Annotated in this window: 19 protein-coding genes; 3 read left to right on the top strand and 16 right to left on the bottom strand. The window is 58.4% G+C overall.

What is annotated here, in order from left to right; genetic code table 11:
• The first annotated feature begins 5 nt into the window (after positions 1 to 5).
• Positions 6 to 515 (top strand): phage tail protein, encoded by a 510-nt coding sequence (locus Dpoa2040_RS15560; RefSeq protein WP_042871410.1) that lies wholly within the window; start codon positions 6 to 8, stop codon positions 513 to 515.
• Between the two features lie 28 nt (positions 516 to 543).
• Here Dpoa2040_RS15560 and Dpoa2040_RS15555 read toward each other — a convergent pair whose 3' ends face one another.
• From Dpoa2040_RS15555 to Dpoa2040_RS15480, 16 genes are all read right to left on the bottom strand, one after another.
• Positions 544 to 1,167, bottom strand: coding sequence for a tail fiber assembly protein (locus Dpoa2040_RS15555; RefSeq protein WP_246867318.1), 624 nt, complete (start codon positions 1,165 to 1,167; stop codon positions 544 to 546).
• Positions 1,167 to 2,945, bottom strand: a complete 1,779-nt coding sequence (locus tag Dpoa2040_RS18545) for a phage tail protein (RefSeq protein ID WP_210423977.1) — start codon at positions 2,943 to 2,945, stop codon at positions 1,167 to 1,169. Before Dpoa2040_RS18545 ends, Dpoa2040_RS15555 begins: the two co-directional genes overlap by 1 nt.
• The gene (locus Dpoa2040_RS15545) at positions 2,942 to 3,550 is read right to left on the bottom strand and encodes a phage tail protein I (RefSeq protein ID WP_168641845.1); all 609 of its coding nucleotides are present in this window, start codon (positions 3,548 to 3,550) and stop codon (positions 2,942 to 2,944) included. The genes Dpoa2040_RS18545 and Dpoa2040_RS15545 overlap by 4 nt, the downstream gene beginning before the upstream one ends.
• On the bottom strand, positions 3,543 to 4,439 hold the full coding sequence (locus Dpoa2040_RS15540) for a baseplate J/gp47 family protein (protein ID WP_168641844.1): 897 nt from the start codon (positions 4,437 to 4,439) through the stop codon (positions 3,543 to 3,545). Before Dpoa2040_RS15540 ends, Dpoa2040_RS15545 begins: the two co-directional genes overlap by 8 nt.
• Positions 4,426 to 4,794, bottom strand: a complete 369-nt coding sequence (locus tag Dpoa2040_RS15535; RefSeq protein ID WP_042871400.1) for a GPW/gp25 family protein — start codon at positions 4,792 to 4,794, stop codon at positions 4,426 to 4,428. Before Dpoa2040_RS15535 ends, Dpoa2040_RS15540 begins: the two co-directional genes overlap by 14 nt.
• Entirely contained in the window at positions 4,791 to 5,372 is a 582-nt protein-coding gene (locus tag Dpoa2040_RS15530) for a phage baseplate assembly protein V (RefSeq protein WP_168641843.1), read from the bottom strand. Before Dpoa2040_RS15530 ends, Dpoa2040_RS15535 begins: the two co-directional genes overlap by 4 nt.
• Entirely contained in the window at positions 5,369 to 6,007 is a 639-nt protein-coding gene (locus Dpoa2040_RS15525; protein ID WP_168641842.1) for a phage virion morphogenesis protein, read from the bottom strand. Before Dpoa2040_RS15525 ends, Dpoa2040_RS15530 begins: the two co-directional genes overlap by 4 nt.
• The gene (locus Dpoa2040_RS15520; RefSeq protein WP_168641841.1) at positions 6,004 to 6,462 is read right to left on the bottom strand and encodes a phage tail protein; all 459 of its coding nucleotides are present in this window, start codon (positions 6,460 to 6,462) and stop codon (positions 6,004 to 6,006) included. Before Dpoa2040_RS15520 ends, Dpoa2040_RS15525 begins: the two co-directional genes overlap by 4 nt.
• A 113-nt stretch (positions 6,463 to 6,575) precedes the next feature.
• Positions 6,576 to 7,013, bottom strand: a complete 438-nt coding sequence (locus Dpoa2040_RS15515) for a DUF2570 domain-containing protein (RefSeq protein WP_168641840.1) — start codon at positions 7,011 to 7,013, stop codon at positions 6,576 to 6,578.
• Complete coding sequence (locus Dpoa2040_RS15510; protein WP_168641839.1) at positions 7,010 to 7,555, bottom strand: lysozyme; 546 nt, start codon at positions 7,553 to 7,555, stop codon at positions 7,010 to 7,012. Before Dpoa2040_RS15510 ends, Dpoa2040_RS15515 begins: the two co-directional genes overlap by 4 nt.
• Positions 7,539 to 7,841 carry an HP1 family phage holin gene (locus tag Dpoa2040_RS15505; protein ID WP_016940962.1) on the bottom strand — a complete coding sequence of 101 codons (303 nt, stop codon included), beginning with the start codon at positions 7,839 to 7,841 and terminating at the stop codon, positions 7,539 to 7,541. The genes Dpoa2040_RS15510 and Dpoa2040_RS15505 overlap by 17 nt, the downstream gene beginning before the upstream one ends.
• A complete protein-coding gene (locus tag Dpoa2040_RS15500) occupies positions 7,832 to 8,032 on the bottom strand; it encodes a tail protein X (RefSeq protein WP_016940961.1) in 201 nt (66 codons plus the stop codon). Before Dpoa2040_RS15500 ends, Dpoa2040_RS15505 begins: the two co-directional genes overlap by 10 nt.
• Positions 8,032 to 8,523: a head completion/stabilization protein gene (locus tag Dpoa2040_RS15495; RefSeq protein WP_168641838.1), complete on the bottom strand. Its 492-nt coding sequence runs from the start codon at positions 8,521 to 8,523 to the stop codon at positions 8,032 to 8,034. Before Dpoa2040_RS15495 ends, Dpoa2040_RS15500 begins: the two co-directional genes overlap by 1 nt.
• 98 nt (positions 8,524 to 8,621) lie before the next feature.
• Entirely contained in the window at positions 8,622 to 9,488 is an 867-nt protein-coding gene (gene gpM, locus Dpoa2040_RS15490) for a phage terminase small subunit (protein WP_168641837.1), read from the bottom strand.
• 43 nt (positions 9,489 to 9,531) lie between these two features.
• Positions 9,532 to 10,587, bottom strand: a complete 1,056-nt coding sequence (locus Dpoa2040_RS15485; protein ID WP_168641836.1) for a phage major capsid protein, P2 family — start codon at positions 10,585 to 10,587, stop codon at positions 9,532 to 9,534.
• Between the two features lie 25 nt (positions 10,588 to 10,612).
• Positions 10,613 to 11,452: a GPO family capsid scaffolding protein gene (locus Dpoa2040_RS15480; RefSeq protein WP_168641835.1), complete on the bottom strand. Its 840-nt coding sequence runs from the start codon at positions 11,450 to 11,452 to the stop codon at positions 10,613 to 10,615.
• A 158-nt stretch (positions 11,453 to 11,610) separates the two neighbouring features.
• Between Dpoa2040_RS15480 and Dpoa2040_RS15475 the strand changes: the two genes are divergently transcribed.
• Both Dpoa2040_RS15475 and Dpoa2040_RS15470 read left to right on the top strand, forming a co-directional pair.
• Positions 11,611 to 13,338: a terminase large subunit domain-containing protein gene (locus tag Dpoa2040_RS15475; protein WP_042871374.1), complete on the top strand. Its 1,728-nt coding sequence runs from the start codon at positions 11,611 to 11,613 to the stop codon at positions 13,336 to 13,338.
• A complete protein-coding gene (locus Dpoa2040_RS15470; protein WP_168641834.1) occupies positions 13,338 to 14,390 on the top strand; it encodes a phage portal protein in 1,053 nt (350 codons plus the stop codon). Before Dpoa2040_RS15475 ends, Dpoa2040_RS15470 begins: the two co-directional genes overlap by 1 nt.
• Positions 14,391 to 14,779: the final 389 nt, after the last annotated feature.

Genomic DNA, 14,779 nt, shown 5'->3' with positions numbered 1-14,779 from the left:
AACCGATGATGATGGTATACGGGTTGTTTGTGTTTGAGCTGCAAACGCTGCCTTACCAGCAGCTTCAGCAGTCGCGTGCCTGGCGGCATGTGAAGAATGAGCGGATTAACCGCTCTGCGAAATGGCAATACATCGGTGCCGGTGAAGATCAGATTACACTGAGCGGTGTGCTGTACCCGGAAATTACCGGCGGCGAGGTGTCGTTAACCGCGCTGACTACGCAAGCCTACAGTGGCCGCCCCTGGCCGTTGATTGACGGTACCGGGCAGATTTACGGTATGTACGTGCTGACTGGTATGCAGACCACGCGCACAGAGCTGAATCGCTACGGAAAGGCAAAGAAGATTGAGTTTTCGCTGAGCTTTCAGCGCTGTGATGAAGACCTGCGGGAAAAGCTGCAATCTTCATCCTTTAGCGACATGATGGACAACGCGCGCAGCAGTGCAACCAAAGCGATGAACACCGTCAGCACAGCCATGACGGACACCGTCAACACGTTGAAAGGGCTGGTTTAACGGCCCTGTCGAAGCAGGGCCGGGCAGATCAGGTAGAAGGGATTTCCGGCCAGTCGATATCCGGCGCGGCAGAAGTATCAAGACGGCTTAATTGCACCAGATACGTTTTCCATACCTTCAGCGCTGCCTGCTCTGCATCAGTGGCTATCCCTAGCTCTACAGCGTAACTCAGTTCAGTAATGCGGGCTGTTGCGGCTGTTTTCCGCGCCGCCTGTTCCTGCTGTGCCGCTGCCACTTCTGCGGCGTGTTGGGCTGCAACATCAGTTACCCAGATTTCGCCATTCCATTTATCGAATGCAGTCGAGGGGGAAAACAGCGTCAACCCGTCAGGCAATTCACCGAGAGCTGTCACTGTCTGCGGTTGACCATCCGCCGTGCGGTACGCCGTTTTGCCGCGCAGGTCCGGTACATGCTCCCATCCCGCACCATCAGCGCTACGCCGTAAAGCTTGCCCCGCAGCTGGCAGATCAGGCGTGTCAGCATAACTATCGGCTGGTAACCCCGTGCCGACCATCATGTATTCATAACTCGCGCCAGTATATTCACGCGTCTGCTGATCAACGTGATAAACAGTCAGCCATCCTGCGCATTCTGCCAACCCACTTTTTCCCATGCGGGCACTCTGTACAGCAACAGAATATTTCTCACTCATTATGCAGCTCTCACGATGTAGTTGAATGCGATATTTCTGGGTCGGGTTTCTGCGCCTCCCGCGGCGCCAGTTGCCGCAGGATTGTAGTTGTCAACGCCGGGAGCACCGCCGCTAGAGCCGTCTCCGTATCCTTCGATTACCCCGGTTGCTGGTCCAGTTATTCCACCATCATGCGTATGCAACTGTATCGATTGAGTCTGTGCGCTCAGTATCGCTCGACCCGCATCCACCCCACGCCCATCATCCCAGCCGCGAATAAATTCGCCGCGCAAATCCGGCAGCACACCCGATGGGTAGACCTGCGCCAGCCGTGGATAGCGGTTTTTATCAAACGCTTGGCCGTTACATTTCAGCCAGCCCGACGGGGCGGTCACTTGCGGCCACGGCAGTGGGATGCCGGTTAGCTCAGATACAGAAATAGCCCCAATATCCGCAGGCGATGGCCTGAATCCGGTGGTGTAAATCTGCTCCCAGTCATGCTCAAAGCCCCTGCTATCGCGGGACGTCCGATAACTCAACCCACCGTTACCGTAATGCGCAGCAAACTGAAGGGCACTACAACTCGCATCTGGTCCGTGAAAATGCAAAACAGCATCTGTATGTGACCCGACATCTGCCTTATAAAACCCGCTTTTGGCATCCCACGGCACATCGAAATTCTGCACTGTACCCGTAAAATCCAGTACAAAGGCGTTATCAGTGAGCGCGTTATGCACAAATGCAGTTGTCGCTAACTGGGATGAGTTATTCCCGGAATTTACTGTTGGCGCGGTAGGCACTCCCGTCAGCGCCGGGCTTGCAATCGGCGCATACGATTTAATTGACTGATTAAACTCGGCAACAGAGAGCGCCCCAATATCCTCAGGTGATGGCCTGAACCCGGTGGTGTAGATCTGCTCCCAGTCATTTTCAAAGCCTTTGTTATCGCGTGATGTCCGATAACTCAACCCACCGTTACCGTAATGCGCAGCAAGCTGAAGGGCACTACAACTCGCATCTGGTCCGTGAAAATGCAAAACAGCATCTGTATGTGACCCGACATCCGCCTTATAAAACCCGCTTTGGGCATCCCACGGCACATCGAAGTTCTGCACTGTACCCGTAAAATCCAACGCGAAGGCGTTATCAGCGAGCGCGTTATGTACAAATGCGGTTGTCGCTAACTGCGTGGTATTGGTTCCGGCTGCCGCCGTGGGTGCAGTCGGCACGCCGGTAAGTGCTGGGCTTGCAATCGGCGCATACTGCTTGTGCGGATTCGCGTCATTCACATGGCTGGTCATCATCCCATCGGCATGGGCTTTCGCCTCAATCGCCTTGTCATCAACCGACTTACGCGTTGCCAGCACCACCGACGGGTCGATTTTCAGCGTTACCGCGTCAGTGCTGCTGACAATCAAAATCATGCGCACCGTCTGCACCCGGCCTGAGCCTTCCTGCAACTTCGGCTTGTAGGTTTCCGGGCAGTTGGCGACGGCAATCAGATTGCCATTGGCGTCATACAGACCGATTTCACGTATCCACCAGCCGCCCTCGTCTTCAGGGATCACCTGCTCGGCGATAATCTGACCGGGGTTTGCCGGGTCAACGCTCAGGGAATTGAGCGGCGCGCGGCGGCGCTCATTCACCAGTTTTGTTTGCGCCGGGTCGGGTGTCGGCAGCGTGCCGCTGCTATCGCCAAGCGCCATTTGTGTAATCGATAGTTGCCGTCCCAGCGCGGTGGCGTTCGCCAGCAGTGCCGCGCCGGTGTTTGTCAGCAAGGCAAAATATTTTGTCGTCATGCATTCACGCTCACGTTATCAGAAAGATGTATCGCACCGCCGCACTTGTCAGCGCCGCTGATCGTAATGGTTTCGGGAAAGTAGGGGTAAACGGTAAGTGCATCGCCACTGTACTGACCAGCAGCCAGCGGGATATTACCCGCGCAGTCCATAACGATATTTAGCCCCAGCAAGTGGCGACTTACCGGTTTGGCGTCGGCAATCAGGCGCTCAAGCTCAAGATATGCTTCTTCCGTAATACCCTGTTCCTGCACGCCGATATCCAGCCGGAAGGTGCCCGGCTGGCCGCCGGTCTGCCACCATTCTGTGACCCGAATCAGATAGCCGAACGGCTCCACCACCCGGCGCAATGCTGCGAGGGTGCCCTTCTGGCGGTGTACCAGCCAGGCCGCCTTGATCACCTGGCGCTTGGTCTGTTCTGACCAGCGTTTATCCCAGCGGTCAACCGACAGCGCCCAGGCGAGGTACGGCAGTAATTGTGCCGGGCAGCGATCAGCGTCCCATAACGTATCCAGACAGACCGCTATCTCACTCAGGCGCTGGGTGGAGCTGGCGACGTTGCGCATAAAGTCGCTGGCTGATGGGGGTAGCAGACTGTTACTCATCGCTGCCGCCCTCGGTGACCGTGAACCCGGTGCAGTACGCTGCCTGCGTGTCGCTGATCACGATGTCCTGCGCCGGTTCCAGCAGTTCAACGCGTTGCACCCCTTGCACATGCAGCGCCGCCATAATGGCCGAGCGAGCCACATCGCGCCCGATGCGCCCCTGCGTACCGAGCCATGACGTTAACGCCTGCTGTGCCGCCTGCTGGATCGGCTCCGATTCCGGCCCCGGATAGCGGTACAACACCGCTGTAATGGCATAACGTACAATCACGGCGCTTTGCACCGTCAGGCGGTCACCAACCGGGCGTTTATCATCGGCGGACAGCGCGGCATCGACAGCCGCCAGCAAGTCAGCCGAAGCGCTGCCATCACCCTCGGTGGATAACACCGACACCACCACTACCGCCGGGGACGGACTGCTCGCCTTGGCATCCGCTACCTTGCCGCTGGCACTTTTGGCGAAATACTCATACGCACCGGTTGGCCCCGCCACGCTCAGCCCTTCAAAGGCTGCCTGCGCCCGTAAACGTAGCGCGCTGTCACCTTCCATCACGGCATCGGCGGTGTCGGTCGCTTCGGTAATGGTCAGTCGCTGGGTGTTCAGGTTGGCCGCCAGATTATCCAGATCGGATGACACGGCATGACTGAGCAGGCAGGCTTCTGCGCCTTCGTTAATCCGCTGGCGTAGCATCATCTCGCGGTAGGCGATCACCTGCGCTATCACGGTTAACGGCTCAGACTCCAGCGCCAGCGCAGCGGTCACAGACGCCTGCTGAGCGGCTGGAAAGGCGGCAATCATCACCGCTTTCACATCCTGAAGGATGACTTCGAAGTTCAGCACTTCAATCATCTGCGGCTGGGGTAACTGCGATAAATCAACCGTCGCCATCACCGTGACTCCTGAGCGTAAGGGTAGAGCTGGCCGCCTGCATCGTTTCGGTAATCAACCCTGATAACTCCGCTTCCACCGTTCCCGATGCTGAATAACGAATATCGACGGCATTCAGCGAGATACGCGGCTCCCAGCGCGTCAGGGCAATAACGGCTGCACTCATTAACTGAAGCCGCGTCACCGCATTCTGCGGCGCATCCAACAGGTCGGGGATCAGGCTGCCGTAATCCCGGCGCATCACTCTGGATGCCAGCGGCGTAGTCAGAATGTCGCGCACCGACTGCCAGAGCTGATCGGCATCGGTCAGGGTGCCGGTGCCATGTGGATTCATGCCGGTATAGGTCGCGGTCATTGTGTGCCACTCGTCCAGCTACCACCGGTCTGAATGCCGCCGTGGCGATGGTTATCCACCTGGACGCCGTTAGAGGTCATCGCGCCGCCAGCATGTACCACGTTACCGGCCAGGGTGCCGCCGTGGGTGATCTCGACGGTGCGGGCCTTCAGGTGCTGAGTGCATTCCACCACCGGCGTGCTCAGTGTGACGCTGACCGAGGCTACCACGTTGACAGTTTTCATGCCGGTTGCGTCCAGCGCGCCGGCCACGGCGTCATACCGAAACCGGGCACCGTCCGGCGCGGTGATCACAATTTCCTTCAGGCTGTTGCCCGGTGCCGGGTGGGCCTCGCTGAAAAGGCTACCGATGATCACGGCGGTTTCCGGGTTACCGCCGAGGCAACCCAGCAACACCTGTTCCCCGACAGCAGGCGGGAACCAGACGTTAAACGCCCCGGCACGCGAGGTGTTCCAGCGTAGCCAGTCGGTGAGCAATTCACCGCTCTTAACGCGCACCCGCCAGCTTTCCGGGTCAACCGCCGTGACAACGCCGACACGCAACAGGTTTTCCAGTAATCGCATCAGTTCAGCACTCATGTGGCAGCACTCCCCAGACTGTTGATCACCGTTTCATGGATCAGTCGCTCATCAGCCGGGGAGATCCCCAGCAGTTCCCGCACCGGGTAGCGGGCAAAGGCACCCGGCCCGACTTTGTCACGCTCGCCATACTGATGCACGCGAGCGATACGGGCGGCGATACCACCAAAGCCGACGCTGGCCCCGTCGGTATCGGCCTGCATTTTGAGAAAGCGATAGCTGCACAGACGCTTGAACATCGGGTCTTTCTTGCTGGTTGTGCGGCGTACCGCCTGCGTGTTGATCTCGATATAACGCTCAATATCGCTGCGGTAAAACGTGCGGATAGCGTCGCGGTCTTCATCAAAGCCGGTGATCGTGCGGCCATATTTTCCCCGGCCACCGTGCCAGTTTTTCAGGTGGCGCACCTGGCCTTCCCAGACAAAAATCATTCCCTGCTGCGAGCGCAACACCTTGCGGCGGCGGGTCGCATAGGCCGAGCCGTCCGGGTTCCTCTGCGCCCTGATGCGCTGCTGCTGACTGCGGCGCAGTGCCTGCCCGACCTGACGGGCTGTTTTCAGCCGCCCGGCGGGTGACAGGCCGGAAAGGATGTCATCAAACACCTGATCCAGTGCGTGAAACAGTTTATCCGTCATGTCGCTGTCTCCCCGGTGGCATCGTCAAGCACCGTATCCCATACCCCGCCGGTGAGGCGCGGACGAGGCTCAGGCAGGTGTTCGGCACGCAGGATGCCGTTATCGACCCGCGTGACCTTAACCCGCTCACGCACCGGGATTTCAAACAGAATGTCGGCGCTGTCGTCGTTGTTGATAAGCGTGGTGAATTTCACCTCGCGGTTCTTCTGCGGGTTCAGCAACAGGTCGGGCTGGTTCTGCCACAGCCAGGCCATTAACGGTAAGGTGAAATCGTCGATATCACCGGTGAAGTTCATCACGAACAGCACCAGCGAGTAGCGGTACAGAAACGACGGTGTTTCCCCGGTGGTTTCAATACCGCCTTCTTCCACAAATACCGTGAAGGCTTCCGGGTTGGCCCGGCACCAGGTATTGGATACCGTCAGCGCATCACGCAGCGAATCGGTTTTCAGCATGAGCATTCCCCTATGGTGTGGCGGCGTCCTTCAGGCGCTGAAGGCGACGCAGGTATACATCGTTGATGGCGGCCTTGTCTGCGTTGCAGGTGTCCAGCGCATCCAAAAGCTGATCACTCCAGAGCGCGACCGTGCCCCAGGTCACCGGTGTTTTCAGTACGGGCGTCGGTGTGGGTGCCGTCAGGCTGGGCGGTACCGGGTCGTGCAGTATCTGCACGCTGGACGGCGGCGGCGCGTTTTTGCAGGCTGTCGCTGACAGCAACAGGCACCACAGTGTTAGCGCACGTATCGGGCTGCATCCCCTCACGCATCTTTTCACGGCGTTCTTCCCCTTCGGCATAACGTTGTTGCTCACGCTCGCGCACCTGTGCCAGCACGTTTCTGGCATCGTCGGCCAGTGCCCGAAATTCGGTTAACAGCTCGCGCTGTTGTTGAGCGCTGTCGGTCAGTGCCTCGGTATGTGCCCGGTCAATGCCGCGTTGGTAGGTTTGCCAGAGCACACCACTGACGGCCAGCACCAGCAGCACGGCAAGGGTGGCGGTCAGCTTCATGGCACACCCGCCAGATCACGCAGGCACCAGGCTTTAAAGTCGCTGCGACGATTGACCAGCCCGGTGGAGCGCTGGCCGCCGCTGTTGACAAAATCGGTCAGCCGCTCACACATTGCAGGCCATTCGTGCGCCTGCGCATGTTTCCAGATGGTGGTACGCTGCTTGCTGCCCTGCCGGTTGGTAAACCACATCAGGCCACTGCAACCGAGGTTAAACGCCGTGTCGGTCATGGCTTCGAACGCCGATTGCGGCATGGCAGCACCATTAAAATTACCGTTGACGCAATTCTCTGCCCGCTGCATGTCGTTAACCCAGCGTCGGGCGATCTCGTCATTGCTGTACGGCCGGTTTTGCACGTTACCGGTAGAGCCAATACCCACCGTCAGCACGCCAGCGGGGCAGTAATACGGCGACGCACGGCAGTCTTCCCAACTGGCCGTTTTCTGCTGTGCTTCCGGCGACGTGCGCAGGGTACCGGGGGACAGCGTGATACCGAGCGCCACAATCAGCGCAATCGAACAGCGTTTAATCGCGGTTTTCATCGTCAACGTCACCCTGATGCAAAATAGCCACCGCACGGCGTTCCGACGTATTCAGCGTGCGGCGCTCGGACTGCTGTAAAATCTGTTCAATCAGTTCATTGCGGCGTCGCTGTGCGCGCTCGATACGACGCCGGAACAACCAGGCACGCCACGCGGTGACAACACCGATAACCAGGCCCGCCAGCGCAACTTTTTCACTGACGGTCATCACCCCGATGCCGGTCACCATCACGGACAGGCCATAGGTCACCCCATCATTGAGGCGCTGAAGATCGTTTAATCCCATAACTGCACCGTTTCCTGTTCTGTCTGACGGGGAATATCAGGCAGCGTGATAGCCTGCCCGGCTGCCAGAAACATCTGGCGGCTTAACCCCGGATTGGCGGCGATCACCTGCTCGGTGACACCGGCGGATGTGCCGTAATGTCGATAACAGAGCAAGTCCACCGTATCGCCCTGAAGCGCCCGGACCACCATCAGCACAACTCCGCAAAAAGCCGCTGGGCACCGCGTATATCGGCGATGCTCCAGCGCGCATCACGCCATAAATCGTCACGCTGGTTGTCAAAGGTGTCTGTTGCCTTGTCGCCTTTGGCCGTGGTATCCACATCGCGGTATCCCTCCAGCAGTAGCGCGCGGGCGATGGCATAAACCGCACGCCTGAAGCGGTACACCTTGATGCTTTCGCCGTTGACCTGTCTGGCTGGGACATCCGCCAGTGCGGCATATCCGGTGGCCTGTTGCGTCTGCTGCCAGCTCGCCAGCTGGTCAGTCACATGCACCACCGCTTCAGTGGTGACGTGCATCAGGCGGGTGGTGGTGATACCGCCGGTGATGCGGGCGGCCAGGCGCAGATCACGCAGGACGATCACCGGCCAGAACTCCCCGGCGCTGACTGCCGCCGCGCCGTCGTCAATCTCCGGTACGTCACCGCTGTCGCTGACACGTTTTTGAGCTACCAGGCTCATGCTCAACTCTCCCAAAAGTCAGGCGGTGGGCACCGGGCAAAAAGACCGTATACGGGCAGATCACCCGGCGCGCCGCCTGTCGGACGGGGCCGAAGTCGTTAACGTTTGGCAGACTGACGGGCGGCTTTACTTTTGCCCGTCGGCCGTGTGGTTTTCCGCGCCGTGGTGTTACGCACGGCGGCTTTTTTTACCGCTGGCTGCGTGGCGTCGGCTGAAGCCGCAGGCGGTGTCTCCGTGGTCGTTTCATCGTCGCCGGGTGGGCCGTCTTCCGGCTCGTTACTGCTGCCCAGCATGAGCTTTTTCAGCTCCCGCGTCAGGGTGGCGATCTCCCGTTTCACTCCCGCGTTCGGATTGCGGGCCATCGCTTCCCGGAACAGTGTCAGTGCCTCAGCTTTGGTTTGTGCATCCACTGCCGCACGGCGTGAGAAGGCGCGGGCTTTGCACAACTTGGCGCGCACTTCATCCGGCATGTCTTTGCCATCCACAATCGCGGCCACTTCATCCAGCACGGCGGTATACCCGCTCAGGTCGGCATCTGCATCGGTGGTTGCCAGCGTCAACACCGGGTTGCTCACTTCCTCAGCCAGTACCGTTACCGCATCGCGGCGGAACTTGTCGGCAGGCAAAGACAGGCCATGCTTAACGACGTAACGCCCCAGCCTCAGTGTCAGTGCGCTATCCTGGCAGTCAATCGCCCATACCATCAGGGTGACGATCACTTCATCCTGTCGGCCGCTGTCGCCTTCCAGCGTGCCATCAATCCAGCCGTCATATTCCGGCAGCATGGCTTTTTTCATCTCTGCTTTGGTCGCATCAGATTGCACCTGTTTCAGCGTGGCCTGATGCAGGCGCAGACGGTGAAGGATTTGCTCATGGGCAGTGCGTGACACCGCCGTTTCGGTGTCCGCCTGGCCCCGGCGCTCGGCCATGACCCGCTGAAAATGTCGTTGTGCCGGTGTCAGCATGGTGTGTTCTCCGGTTGGGGCGGGGTATTACCCCGCCTGGCTGTTACTGGCCGTCGCCTGCTGCCTGCGCAAACTGAATCCCGTCGATCAGGGCCACCTTGCCGTAGTCCTCCACCACAAAGTCGTCGTTGGACGATTGGTAGGTGGCGACCCGGTTGTACTCCGGTTCTTCAACGATGCTGCGGCGCAGCGCCCCCAGTTGGTAATAGACCGACAGATTTTTGAACGAGGTGATCAGCACCGCGTTGGACGGGAAGTACGGTGCCAGGAAGGTCGGCAGGCCGCCCACACGCTCCTGACTGACAATCAACTGACCGGCCAGCAACTCGGTATTGGGGTTGCTCTGGCTCAGCGCATTGAGGCGCGGAAAATTACTGGACGTCAGCAGGTCAGACGCCATGATCACCACCAGATCCGGTGCCCTGCGATGCCACGGATCCAGCAGGCTGTTTTTGGCGTCAAACACAGCGGTGTCGAGGTTGCCGTAGGTGCCTTTGGCGACAATCTTGTTGTCTTCGTCGCGGGCGGTCAGCGTGACGTTTTTGATAATGCGGTGCCCCGCATCGTTGCGGATTTTTTGCAGCCAGCCGACACCGCAATCCTGCAACAGCGGATTGGCGCTACGGTTGGATTTCTCGGCATAGGTGGTACCGTTGAAACCGATCATGATGCGGTCAAGGCCGATTTGCCGCGCATTGGCCTGGCTGATCAGCGCCTGAAAGTTCGGCTGCGATGCCCAGGCATCCAACTGCGGGTAGCTGACTGCCGAGTCATAATTCACCTTACGGCAATGATAGTCGTTAGGCTCTTTGGAATGGTTGTCAGTCGGGTTGCGGCGGGACGTGCCATCGCTACTGTTATTGGTGCTGGCAATCGGCCCTTTGCTACCGATCAGGATTTTCTGACCTTCCTGATCCTTCACGCCAAACACGTTAATCTGTTTCAGGAATTCATCGCTTTCCTGTGCGGCCTGCTCCATACGCTGCTGGATGGCCGGTTCGACGCTGAAGGTCATCGCCACGGCATTCGGCTGCACCCCGTTAAGCTGCGCCTGACGTGAAATATACTGATCAAAAAGGTTACGGGTCGTGTTTTCCATGTTCGCTTGTCTCGCTTAACGGTACTTAAAAGTCAGCCAGTTGCGCGCCGCTGTTGCCGCCGCTGGCTGCTGGGCGCTGGCTGTAACTGTTATCCTGCGTCGCCAGCTTTTGCGTGAGTGCGGCCAGTTCGCTGGTCAGCGTCTGAATGGTTCGGCTGTCCTGCTGTTGTTGGGTTTTCAACGTGTTGAAACTGTCCAGCAGGTCAGCATGGGACTGGGCAACGTTTTCCACCGCCTCACGCATCTGGTTAAACTGCTCACTGTCCGATTTACGGCCTTTGCCGATAATCCCCATCACGCGGGAAAACCATTGCTTCCCCTCGTCGCTGCGCTGTTCGGACAGCTCGACCAGCTCCGCTTCCATCGCTTCGGTGAACATGACCGGCTCACCGGGCAGATTGTTGAATGCCTGCACCTGTGCCCGTTGTTGTGCGGCGAATTTCAGGCGATCGGTGCCCAGGCTGGCCGGGGTATCCGTCATCGCCAGGCCGCGCAGATACGGCTTGCCGGTCGCGGCAAACTGCGGGTCGATTTCGATACTGGAATAAATCTTCTTCCCTTCGCCGGTGAGCTGCTTCATTCGCTCGGTGGGTTCGATTTCCGCATACAACGCGGCACGGCCTTTTAGCGGGCCGTCGGTGATGTCTTCCGCGCTTAGCGCAATAACATCACCCATCGCACTGAAATCACTGCCCGGATAGGGAGAAAGAATATGCTCAACGTTAACGCGGGCACCGTATACCTGCGGGTTGTAGCTTTCCGCCATTGCATAGAGGTGGTCGCGTCCGATTTCACGCCCGTCAACGGTGGAGCCGGAGACGGCAACCCGGAATTTTTTGCGGGTCGGTTTAGCTGTACCGCTCATGCCTGTAGTCCTGTCCTGTGGTATCTGTGACATCATGATTGCAGAGCCTAACTCCCTGTCTCAACGCTGTTTTGTTGTCGGCGGAGGGCCAGAGCCGAAAGTGAGCGAAAGGCGGATCGCGCGCGGGGTAATCTTCCCGGCAAAGGGGGAAACCGCGCATGATTCAGGACGCATTTGTACGGCAGCGAGCAAAACAGCTTTACTGGCAGGGCTACCCGCCAGCGGAAATTTCGCGCCTGATGGGGATTAATCAAAACACGGTGTACGCCTGGAAAAAGCGCGACGAATGGGACGAAACGCCGCCTATCCAGCGCGTGACGCATTCTATCGATGCACGGTTGTGCCAGTTGGCCCAGAAGCCGACTAAAACCGGTGGCGACCTGAAGGAAATGGACGCGCTGACCCGGCAGTTGAAAACGCTGAATGACGGCCAGCCGGGCAATGCCGCAGGCGGCAAGAAACCCCGCCAGCGCAAGGTGAAAAATCACTTTTCTGACGAACAGATTTCCGCGTTGCGAACCAACATTCTCGACTCACTGGCCTGGCATCAAAACGGCTGGTATGAGCAACGTCACCACCGAAATCGCATGATCCTGAAGTCACGCCAGATTGGTGCCACCTGGTATTTTGCCCGTGAAGCGTTATTGCGGGCGCTGCGTGATGACGTGGCTTACCCTTATCAGCGCCACCAGATTTTTCTTTCTGCCTCGCGCCGTCAGGCACACCAGTTCCGGGGCTTTATCCAGAAGGTGGCGGAAGAGGTGGACGTCGAACTAAAAGGCGGCGACAAAATCGTCCTGAGCAACGGGGCTGAGCTGCATTTTCTGGGGACGTCTGCCGCGACGGCGCAGTCCTACACCGGCAACCTGTATTTCGATGAATTTTTCTGGGTCAGTAACTTTGCCAACTTGCGCAAGGTGGCCGGGGCGATGGCGACCCTGAAGGGGTTGACGCGCACCTACTTTTCCACCCCATCGAGTGAAACCCATGAAGCCTACCCGTTCTGGACAGGCGCACGCTGGAATGAGAAGCGCAGTAAGGCGCAAAAGGTCGCGTTTGATGTGTCATGGAAAGCACTCAATAGCGGTTTGCTATGCCCGGATAAAACCTGGCGTCAGATTGTGACGCTACAGGATGTCATCGATCACGGCTGGGAATACACCGACCTGGAAGAAATCCGCGACGAAAACAACCCGGATGAATACAACAACCTGTACGGCTGCGAGTTCGTCCGTGATGGTGAGTCCGCCTTTAACCTCAACCTGTTATTTAGCTGCGGTGCCGACGGTTACGACGAGTGGCCGGACTGGAAACCTTTCGCGTCACGCCCGATGGCTGATCGCGGCGTCTGGGTTGGTTATGACGCCAACGGCAGTAGCGGTAACGGCGACAGCGGCGCGATCTCAGTGGTGGTACCGCCACTGGTGGCGGGCGGCAAATTCCGCACCATCGAAACCCAGCAGATACGTGGCCTGGAGTTCGAAGAGCAGGCGAAGGTTATCGAGGCACTGACCTTCAAATACAACGTGCAGCATATCGCCATCGATGGCACCGGTATCGGTGAAGCGGTCTACCAGATTGTTAAGAAATTCTTCCCGGCGGCGGTGTGCTTCCTGATGTCGGTGTCATCCAAACGCGCCCTAGTGCTGAAAATGCTTCAGGTCATTCGTGCTGGTCGCTGGGAATACGACCGCAGCGAGCAGGCACTGATCAACGCGTTCAACGCCGTGCGGCGCGTCAAGACGCCAGGCGGCATCATGACTTACGACACCGACCGCGCACGCGGCTCTAATCATGGCGATCTGGCCTGGGCAACCATGCTGGCCGTCATCAATGAACCGCTCGGCCAGGAGCAAGGCGGCGGTGGCTTTGCGATGGAGTTCTGATGAAAAGAAAAGATAAACCCGGCACACGCCGGGTGGTTACCGCTAGTCAGCCAGATATGGCCGCGGCCCTGAAAAGCGATCCGGGGCTGAGCGCGTTTACCTTTGACGGCCCCTATCCGGTCAGGGATGGCCATGACCTGCTGGATAATATGTATTGCGCCGACAATGGCCGTTATTACGACACCCCGGTGGACTGGTACGGGCTGGCTCGCGCGTTTGGTAGTGCGTCATGGCACCAGTCCGCGCTGTACTTCAAACGCAATGCGCTGACCGGGTGCTTTATCCCGCACCCGCTATTGTCGCGTCAGGCGTTCTCCGCCTTCGTGCTCGACTGGTTTGTTTTCGGCAACGGTTATCTTGAACGACGGGTCAACCGGCTGGGCGGCGTGCTGGCCCTGCGCCACGTTCCGGCCAAGTACACCCGGCGCGGCAGCGACCTGAATACCTATTGGTTTATCCGGCAGTGGAAAGATGAACACACGTTTGATACCGACAGCGTGTGCCACGTCATCAACCCGGATATTCACCAGGAGATATACGGTATGCCGGAATACATGGGCGCGCTGCTGTCGGCCAGCCTGTCACACTCTGCCGATATGTTCCGCAAGCTCTACTATGACAACGGTTCGCACGCCGGGTGCATTATCTACATCGGCGCATCCCAGGTGGATACCGAAAGCATGGATAATGTGAAGAAAACGCTGAAGGAAGCGCGCGGTAAAGGCGCGTTTAAAAACCTGCTGTTACATGCGCCGGGCGGCGGTGAAAAAGGGGTACAGATTATTCCCTTCAGCCAGATATCTGCCAAAGATGAATTCCTGAATATCAAATCAGTAACGCGTGATGACATTCTGGCGGCGCACCGTGTGCCGCCGCAACTGATGGGCGCAATGCCGGAAGGCAACGGCTCCTTTGGTGATGTGGAGAAAGCCGCGCGGGTGTTCGCTATCAACGAACTGATGCCGGTGATGGAAGCGCTGAAGCATGTGAATGACTGGCTGGGGATGGAGGTGATCCGCTTTAACCCTTACGCCCTGTTGAAAGCCGAGTGATATCCTGCCCCTGCCGCCGCACTCACGCGGCGGTTTTTATTCAAAAACTTTCACACTACCCGCACGCAATTTCTTTTCAGATCAACGGCTAACGCCACCATTTCCCACCCACATAAAACCGCATCAGCGCCACGCCATCGGGCGCTCTCACCGGATGCCGCGCCGCGTCTCCCGAAGGGAAATACGCACGCAGCAGGGCGGAAAATGTGCCGGATTCGGCACATCAAAGGCGATCCCTGCCTCCCCCCAAAGCGGGGGCTGTTCCCCCGTCACCTGCGCGCTGCTCTCGCTTCATTTTTTGTGCAAGTGCAGAAACCGGCCCGGTGCGCGTGCGTACCGGGCGGAAAGGGGAAAAATAGCATCAAAAAAGTTGTGCAAAATTGTGCGGG

The sequence above is a fragment of the Dickeya sp. CFBP 2040 genome (assembly GCF_012273755.1).
In the GTDB taxonomy this organism is placed as follows: domain Bacteria; phylum Pseudomonadota; class Gammaproteobacteria; order Enterobacterales; family Enterobacteriaceae; genus Dickeya; species Dickeya poaceiphila.
This window is presented reverse-complemented; position numbering and strand designations above follow the sequence as displayed.

What these genes read in the sequence shown, in the direction of transcription:
- gpM (WP_168641837.1), bottom strand. Translation starts at nt 9,488, where the DNA reads ATGCTGACACCGGCACAACGACATTTTCAGCGGGTCATGGCCGAGCGC.
- Dpoa2040_RS18545 (WP_210423977.1), bottom strand. Translation starts at nt 2,945, where the DNA reads ATGACGACAAAATATTTTGCCTTGCTGACAAACACCGGCGCGGCACTG.
- Dpoa2040_RS15500 (WP_016940961.1), bottom strand. Translation starts at nt 8,032, where the DNA reads ATGGTGGTCCGGGCGCTTCAGGGCGATACGGTGGACTTGCTCTGTTAT.
- Dpoa2040_RS15505 (WP_016940962.1), bottom strand. Translation starts at nt 7,841, where the DNA reads ATGGGATTAAACGATCTTCAGCGCCTCAATGATGGGGTGACCTATGGC.
- Dpoa2040_RS15480 (WP_168641835.1), bottom strand. Translation starts at nt 11,452, where the DNA reads ATGAGCGGTACAGCTAAACCGACCCGCAAAAAATTCCGGGTTGCCGTC.
- Dpoa2040_RS15515 (WP_168641840.1), bottom strand. Translation starts at nt 7,013, where the DNA reads ATGAAGCTGACCGCCACCCTTGCCGTGCTGCTGGTGCTGGCCGTCAGT.
- Dpoa2040_RS15540 (WP_168641844.1), bottom strand. Translation starts at nt 4,439, where the DNA reads ATGGCGACGGTTGATTTATCGCAGTTACCCCAGCCGCAGATGATTGAA.
- Dpoa2040_RS15535 (WP_042871400.1), bottom strand. Translation starts at nt 4,794, where the DNA reads ATGACCGCGACCTATACCGGCATGAATCCACATGGCACCGGCACCCTG.
- Dpoa2040_RS15510 (WP_168641839.1), bottom strand. Translation starts at nt 7,555, where the DNA reads ATGAAAACCGCGATTAAACGCTGTTCGATTGCGCTGATTGTGGCGCTC.
- Dpoa2040_RS15495 (WP_168641838.1), bottom strand. Translation starts at nt 8,523, where the DNA reads ATGAGCCTGGTAGCTCAAAAACGTGTCAGCGACAGCGGTGACGTACCG.
- Dpoa2040_RS15485 (WP_168641836.1), bottom strand. Translation starts at nt 10,587, where the DNA reads ATGGAAAACACGACCCGTAACCTTTTTGATCAGTATATTTCACGTCAG.
- Dpoa2040_RS15545 (WP_168641845.1), bottom strand. Translation starts at nt 3,550, where the DNA reads ATGAGTAACAGTCTGCTACCCCCATCAGCCAGCGACTTTATGCGCAAC.
- Dpoa2040_RS15560 (WP_042871410.1), top strand. Translation starts at nt 6, where the DNA reads ATGATGATGGTATACGGGTTGTTTGTGTTTGAGCTGCAAACGCTGCCT.
- Dpoa2040_RS15520 (WP_168641841.1), bottom strand. Translation starts at nt 6,462, where the DNA reads ATGCTGAAAACCGATTCGCTGCGTGATGCGCTGACGGTATCCAATACC.
- Dpoa2040_RS15530 (WP_168641843.1), bottom strand. Translation starts at nt 5,372, where the DNA reads ATGAGTGCTGAACTGATGCGATTACTGGAAAACCTGTTGCGTGTCGGC.
- Dpoa2040_RS15525 (WP_168641842.1), bottom strand. Translation starts at nt 6,007, where the DNA reads ATGACGGATAAACTGTTTCACGCACTGGATCAGGTGTTTGATGACATC.
- Dpoa2040_RS15475 (WP_042871374.1), top strand. Translation starts at nt 11,611, where the DNA reads ATGATTCAGGACGCATTTGTACGGCAGCGAGCAAAACAGCTTTACTGG.
- Dpoa2040_RS15555 (WP_246867318.1), bottom strand. Translation starts at nt 1,167, where the DNA reads ATGAGTGAGAAATATTCTGTTGCTGTACAGAGTGCCCGCATGGGAAAA.
- Dpoa2040_RS15470 (WP_168641834.1), top strand. Translation starts at nt 13,338, where the DNA reads ATGAAAAGAAAAGATAAACCCGGCACACGCCGGGTGGTTACCGCTAGT.